General features: G+C 73.8%; 5 protein-coding genes. 4 read left to right on the top strand and 1 reads right to left on the bottom strand.

The features are described 5' to 3' along the window. Positions 1-110: 110 nt before the first annotated feature. On the bottom strand, positions 111-725 hold the full coding sequence (locus tag A2U95_RS13905) for an SACE_7040 family transcriptional regulator (protein ID WP_166022412.1): 615 nt from the start codon (positions 723-725) through the stop codon (positions 111-113). A gap of 82 nt (positions 726-807) precedes the next feature. Here A2U95_RS13905 and A2U95_RS13900 point away from each other — a divergent pair, with 82 nt between their 5' ends. From A2U95_RS13900 to A2U95_RS13885, 4 genes are all read left to right on the top strand, one after another. After that, a complete protein-coding gene (locus A2U95_RS13900) occupies positions 808-2,424 on the top strand; it encodes a carboxyl transferase domain-containing protein (protein ID WP_166022411.1) in 1,617 nt (538 codons plus the stop codon). An 81-nt stretch (positions 2,425-2,505) separates the two neighbouring features. Continuing rightward, positions 2,506-4,482, top strand: a complete 1,977-nt coding sequence (locus A2U95_RS13895; protein WP_166025198.1) for an acetyl-CoA carboxylase biotin carboxylase subunit — start codon at positions 2,506-2,508, stop codon at positions 4,480-4,482. Then, positions 4,479-5,420 carry a hydroxymethylglutaryl-CoA lyase gene (locus A2U95_RS13890; protein WP_166022410.1) on the top strand — a complete coding sequence of 314 codons (942 nt, stop codon included), beginning with the start codon at positions 4,479-4,481 and terminating at the stop codon, positions 5,418-5,420. The genes A2U95_RS13895 and A2U95_RS13890 overlap by 4 nt, the downstream gene beginning before the upstream one ends. A gap of 28 nt (positions 5,421-5,448) precedes the next feature. Continuing rightward, entirely contained in the window at positions 5,449-6,609 is a 1,161-nt protein-coding gene (locus tag A2U95_RS13885; RefSeq protein ID WP_166025195.1) for an acyl-CoA dehydrogenase family protein, read from the top strand. Positions 6,610-6,648 lie beyond the last annotated feature (39 nt).

The following is a 6,648-nucleotide window of genomic DNA, read 5'->3' as shown; positions in this document are numbered from 1 at the left end:
CGGACCCTTCCGCGGGCGGCGCCGCGCGCACGCGGCGCTCACCCCACCGCGGGCAGGCCCCGGGCCGCAGCCCCGCCCCGCCCGCACGCGGCGGTCCGCGTGACGAGGGGTCAGGCCTTGGCCGCGGCCTCCGCGGCGGAGGCGAAGGCCCCCCGGGCCATGGCGTGCAGCAGCGCCGCCGTGGCCGTCCGCCCCGGCAGCTTGGGCCGGCTGAGGTGCGGCGTGGAGTTCAGCAGGCCGAAGACGGCGTGCACCGCCGCCCGCGCGGGGGGCTCCGCCAGCTCCGGGTGGACGTCGCGGACCACCTCCACCCACAGCTCGACGTACTGCCGCTGCAGCTGCCGCACCAGCTTGCGGTCGCTGTCCCGCAGGCGGTCCAGCTCGCGGTCGTGCAGGGTGATCAGCGGGCGGTCGTCGAGCGCGAAGTCGATGTGCCCCTCGATCAGCGAGTCGAGGACCGCCCCGGGGCCGCCCGCGGCCCCGGCCCCGGCCTCCGCCACCCGCCGCCTGCCACCCGTGAGGAGCTGTCCGCTGATGCCCACCAGCAGTTCCGCGAGCATCGCGTCCTTGCCGGGGAAGTGCCGGTACAGGCCGGGCCCGCTGATGCCCACGGCGGCGCCTATCTCGTCGACGCCGACCCCGTGGAAGCCGCGTTCGGCGAAGAGCCGCGCGGCCTCCTTGAGGATCTGCTCACGGCGGGTCGAGGCGTCCGTCCTGGTGGCCATGCCATCAATTGTAGACAGGCCGGTTAGCGCTCGTTAACCTGAAGGAAATGGGTTAACGAGCGCTAACCTGAGGGAGCGCCTGATGGACGACGCACCGGAGCTGAAGAGCGCGGCGGATCCCGCCTCGGACGCCTGGAGGGCCAACGAAGCGGCCCACCTCGCCCTGGTGGAGGAGCTGCGGGCCAAGCTGGCCGCGGTCCGCCTGGGCGGGGGCGAGAAGGCCCGCGCGCGGCACACCGCGCGCGGCAAGCTGCTTCCCCGCGACCGGGTCGACACACTCCTCGACCCCGGCTCGCCCTTCCTGGAGCTGGCGCCGCTCGCGGCGGACGGGCTGTACGGCGGCCAGGCGCCCGCCGCGGGGGTGATCGCCGGCATCGGACGGGTGAGCGGCCGCGAGTGCGTGATCGTGGCCAACGACGCCACGGTCAAGGGCGGCACCTACTACCCGATGACGGTGAAGAAGCACCTGCGCGCCCAGGAGGTCGCGCTGGAGAACCGCCTCCCGTGCGTCTACCTGGTCGACTCCGGCGGCGCCTTCCTGCCGATGCAGGACGAGGTCTTCCCCGACCGGGAGCACTTCGGCCGCATCTTCTACAACCAGGCCCGGATGTCCGCGGCCGGCATCCCGCAGATCGCCTCCGTGATGGGCTCCTGCACGGCCGGCGGCGCCTACGTCCCGGCGATGAGCGACGAGGCGGTCATCGTCCGCAACCAGGGTACGATCTTCCTGGGCGGACCGCCGCTGGTGAAGGCCGCCACCGGCGAGGTGGTCACGGCCGAGGAGCTGGGCGGCGGCGAGGTGCACTCCCGGGTGTCCGGCGTCACCGACCACCTCGCCGAGGACGACGCGCACGCGCTGCGCATCGTGCGCACCATCGTCTCCACGCTGCCCGCCCGCCGGGAGCTGCCCTGGAAGGCGGTCCCCGCGGTCGAGCCCAAGGCCGACCCCCATGGCCTCTACGGCGCGGTGCCGGTCGACTCCCGCACGCCCTACGACGTCCGCGAGATCATCGCCCGGATCGTCGACGGCTCCCGGTTCGCCGAGTTCAAGTCGGAGTTCGGGCAGACCCTGGTCACCGGCTTCGCCCGGATCCACGGCCACCCGGTCGGCATCGTCGCCAACAACGGCATCCTCTTCGCCGAGTCCGCCCAGAAGGGCGCCCACTTCATCGAGCTGTGCGACCAGCGCGGCATCCCGCTGGTGTTCCTCCAGAACATCTCCGGGTTCATGGTCGGCCGCGACTACGAGGCCGGCGGCATCGCCAAGCACGGCGCGAAGATGGTCACGGCGGTGGCCTGCACCCGGGTGCCCAAGCTGACCGTGGTGGTCGGCGGGTCGTACGGCGCGGGCAACTACTCCATGTGCGGGCGCGCCTATTCGCCGCGGTTCATGTGGATGTGGCCCAACGCCAAGATCTCCGTGATGGGCGGCGAGCAGGCCGCCTCGGTGCTGGCGACGGTCAAGCGGGACCAGCTCGAGGCGCGCGGCGAGGAGTGGCCGGCCCAGGAGGAGGAGGCCTTCAAGGCCCCCGTCCGCGCCCAGTACGAGGAGCAGGGGAACGCCTACTACGCGACGGCCCGCCTGTGGGACGACGGCGTGATCGACCCGCTGGACACCCGGCAGGTCCTGGGCCTCGCCCTGACCGCCTGCGGCAACGCCCCGCTGGGCGAGCCGAAGTTCGGCGTCTTCCGGATGTAAGGGGTGGGACACATGACGCAGACCACGACGGCACACAGCACGACGGCACACGCCATGACGACGCTCCCGGGGGCGCACACCATGTTCGACACGGTGCTGGTCGCCAACCGCGGCGAGATCGCCGTCCGGGTGATCCGTACGCTGCGCGAGCTGGGCATCCGCTCGGTCGCCGTCTTCTCCGACGCCGACGCCGAGGCGCCGCACGTCCGGGCGGCCGACACCGCGGTGCGGATCGGTCCGGCGCCGGCCGGCGAGAGCTACCTGCGGATCGACCGCATCCTGGAGGCTGCCGCCCGTACCGGCGCGCAGGCCGTGCACCCGGGGTACGGCTTCCTGGCGGAGAACGCCTCCTTCGCGCAGGCCTGCGCCGACGCCGGGCTGGTCTTCCTGGGGCCGCCCGCCCCGGCGATCGACCTGATGGGCGACAAGATCCGCGCCAAGGAGACGGTCCGCGCGGCCGGCGTCCCGGTGGTGCCGGGCTCCAGCGGCAGCGGCCTGACCGACGCCGAACTGGCCGCGGCCGCCCGCGAGATCGGCGTGCCGGTGCTGCTCAAGCCCAGCGCGGGCGGCGGCGGCAAGGGCATGCGCCTGGTGCGCGAGGAGTCCGCGCTGGCCGAGGAGATCGCCGCGGCCCGCCGTGAGGCCCGTGCCTCCTTCGGCGACGACACGCTGCTGGTGGAGCGCTGGATCGACCGCCCCCGCCACATCGAGATCCAGGTGCTGGCCGACACCCACGGCAACGTCCTGCACCTGGGCGAGCGCGAGTGCTCGCTGCAGCGGCGGCACCAGAAGATCGTCGAGGAGGCGCCCAGCGTCCTCCTGGACGAGGAGACCCGGGCGGCGATGGGCGAGGCGGCCGTCCAGGCGGCCCGCTCCTGCGGTTACGTCGGCGCGGGCACGGTGGAGTTCATCGTCCCCGGCGGCGACCCCTCCTCCTACTACTTCATGGAGATGAACACCCGCCTCCAGGTGGAGCACCCGGTGACGGAGCTGGTCACCGGCCTGGACCTGGTGGAGTGGCAGCTGCGGGTGGCGGCCGGCGAGCCGCTCCCGTTCACCCAGGAGGACGTCACCCTCACAGGCCACGCCGTGGAGGCCCGGATCTGCGCCGAGGACCCCTCCCGCGGCTTCCTCCCGTCCGGCGGCCGGGTGCTGGCCCTGCGCGAGCCGTGCGGCCCGGGCGTGCGCACCGACTCCGGGCTGGGCGAGGGGTCCGAGGTGGGCAGCCTCTACGACCCGATGCTGGCCAAGGTGATCGCGCACGGTCCGGACCGGGCCACCGCGCTGCGCCGGCTGCGCGCCGCCCTCGCGGACACGGTCGTGCTGGGCGTGCCCACCAACGCCGGGTTCCTCCGCCGGCTGCTGGCCCACCCCGACGTGGTGTCGGGCGAGATGGACACCGGGCTGGTGGAGCGCGAGGCCGGTTCGCTGGTGCCCGACGGGGTGCCGGCGGAGGTCTACGAGGCGGCGGCGGCCGTCCGGCTGGCCGAGCTGGCTCCCGGGCCCGCCGAGGGCGGCTGGACGGACCCGTTCGCCGTGCCCAGCGGCTGGCGCACCGGCGGCCCCGAGGCGTACCGGCCGGTCGGCTTCCCGCTCCAGGTCCCCGGGCTGGACCCGGTGACCCACACCGTGCGGGCCGGCTCCGCCCACCACGAGGTGGGCCCGGACACGGTGTCGGTGACGCTGGACGGCGTCCGCCACACCTTCCACCGGGCCGGTGACTGGCTCGGCCGGGAGGGCGACGCCTGGCAGGTCCGCGACCACGACCCGGTGGCCGCCTCGCTCACCGGCGCGGCCCACGCGGGGGCCGACTCGCTCACCGCTCCCATGCCCGGGACGGTGACGGTGGTCAAGGCCGCCGTCGGCGACCGGGTGGAGGCCGGCCAGAGCCTGCTGGTGGTGGAGGCGATGAAGATGGAGCACGTCATCTCCGCCCCGCACGCCGGCACGGTCGCCGAGCTCGACGTCACCCCCGGCACCGCGGTCGCGATGGACCAGGTGCTCGCCGTGATCACGCCCGACGGGAACCCCGACGAGGACGCGGAGGAGGCGCGATGACCGCCGACGGCCTGCCCGTGCGGGTCCCCGCCGAGGGCCTGCCCGCCCGGGTGCGGATCTACGAGGTCGGCGCCCGGGACGGCCTGCAGAACGAGAAGGGGACGGTCCCCACCGAGGTGAAGGCGGAGTTCGTCCGCCGTCTCGCCGGGGCGGGCCTGCCGGCCGTCGAGGCCACCAGCTTCGTCCACCCCAAGTGGGTGCCGCAGCTGGCGGACGCCGAGCAGCTCTTCCCGATGGTCAGCGACCTGCCGGTGGAGCTGCCCGTGCTGGTGCCCAACGAGCGCGGCCTGGACCGGGCCCTGGCGCTGGGCGCCCGCACGGTCGCGCTGTTCGCCAGCGCCACCGAGTCCTTCGCCAGGGCCAACCTCAACCGCACGGTGGCCGAGTCGCTGGCCATGTTCGAGCCGGTCGCCGCCCGCGCCAAGGCCGAGGGGCTGCGGGTCCGCGCCTACGTCTCGATGGTCTTCGGCGACCCGTGGGAGGGCCCCGTCGCCGTCCCGCAGGCCGTGGACGTCTGCCGGGCGCTGCTCGGCATGGGCGCCGACGAGCTGAGCCTGGGCGACACCATCGGCGTCGCCACCGCGGGCCACGTCGCCGCCGTGCTCACCGCGCTGAAGGAGGCCGGCGTCGCCACCGGGGCGATCGGCGTCCACTTCCACGACACCTACGGACAGGCCCTGGCCAACACGCTGGTCGCCCTCCAGCACGGTGTCACCACCGTCGACGCCTCCGCCGGAGGCCTCGGCGGCTGCCCCTACGCGAAGTCCGCCACCGGCAACCTCGCGACCGAGGACCTGGTGTGGATGCTCCAGGGCCTCGGCATCGAGACCGGGGTCGACCTCGGCCGTCTCACCGCCACCAGCGTGTGGATGGCCGAACAACTGGGCCGGCCCAGCCCGTCCCGCACCGTCCGAGCCCTCTCCCACCAGGAGCAGTGACGCGATGAGCGCCATCACCGCCACCCCCATGGACCGCCGCCTCAGCCCCGAGCTGGAGGAACTGCGCCGCACCGTCGAGGAGTTCGCCCACGACGTGGTCGCCCCCAGGATCGGTGACCACTACGAGCGGCACGAGTTCCCCTACGAGATCGTCCGCGAGATGGGCCGCATGGGCCTGTTCGGCCTGCCCTTCCCCGAGGAGTACGGCGGCATGGGCGGCGACTACTTCGCCCTGGGCGTCGCCCTGGAGGAGCTGGCCCGGGTCGACTCCTCGGTCGCCATCACGCTGGAGGCAGGCGTCTCCCTGGGCGCCATGCCGATCCACCTCTTCGGCACCGAGGCGCAGAAGCGGGAGTGGCTGCCGCGCCTGTGCTCCGGCGAGGTGCTCGGCGCCTTCGGCCTGACCGAGCCCGAGGGCGGCTCCGACGCGGGCGCCACCCGCACCACCGCCCGGCTCGACGAGGCCACCGGCGAGTGGGTGATCAACGGCAGCAAGTGCTTCATCACCAACTCCGGCACCGACATCACCGGCCTGGTCACGGTCACCGCGGTCACCGGCCGCAAGCCGGACGGCAGGCCGGAGATCTCCGCGATCATCGTCCCCTCGGGCACCCCCGGGTTCACGGTGGCCGCTCCCTACTCCAAGGTCGGCTGGAACGCCTCGGACACCCGGGAGCTCTCCTTCACCGACGTCCGCGTCCCGGCCGCCAACCTGGTCGGCGAGGAGGGCCGCGGCTACGCCCAGTTCCTGCGCATCCTCGACGAGGGCAGGATCGCGATCGCCGCGCTGGCCACCGGCCTGGCCCAGGGCTGCGTGGACGAGTCGGTGAAGTACGCCAAGGAGCGGCAGGCGTTCGGCCGTCCCATCGGCGCCAACCAGGCCATCCAGTTCAAGATCGCCGACATGGAGATGAAGGCCCACACCGCCCGCCTCGCCTGGCACGACGCGGCGGCGCGGATGGTGGCGGGGCAGCCGTTCAAGAAGGAGGCGGCGATCGCCAAGCTGTACTCCTCGACGATCGCCGTGGACAACGCCCGTGAGGCCACCCAGATCCACGGCGGGTACGGCTTCATGAACGAGTACCCGGTCGCCCGGATGTGGCGCGACTCCAAGATCCTGGAGATCGGCGAGGGCACCAGCGAGGTCCAGCGGATGCTGATCGCCCGTGAGATGGGCCTGTCGGGCTGACCGGCCGGGGCCTGCCGCGCCGGCGCACGCCCGCCCGGC

Source organism: Streptomyces chilikensis (assembly GCF_001642695.1).
In the GTDB taxonomy this organism is placed as follows: domain Bacteria; phylum Actinomycetota; class Actinomycetes; order Streptomycetales; family Streptomycetaceae; genus Streptomyces; species Streptomyces chilikensis.
Note: the sequence above shows the minus strand (reverse complement) of the source record. Positions and strands in the feature narration are given on the sequence as shown.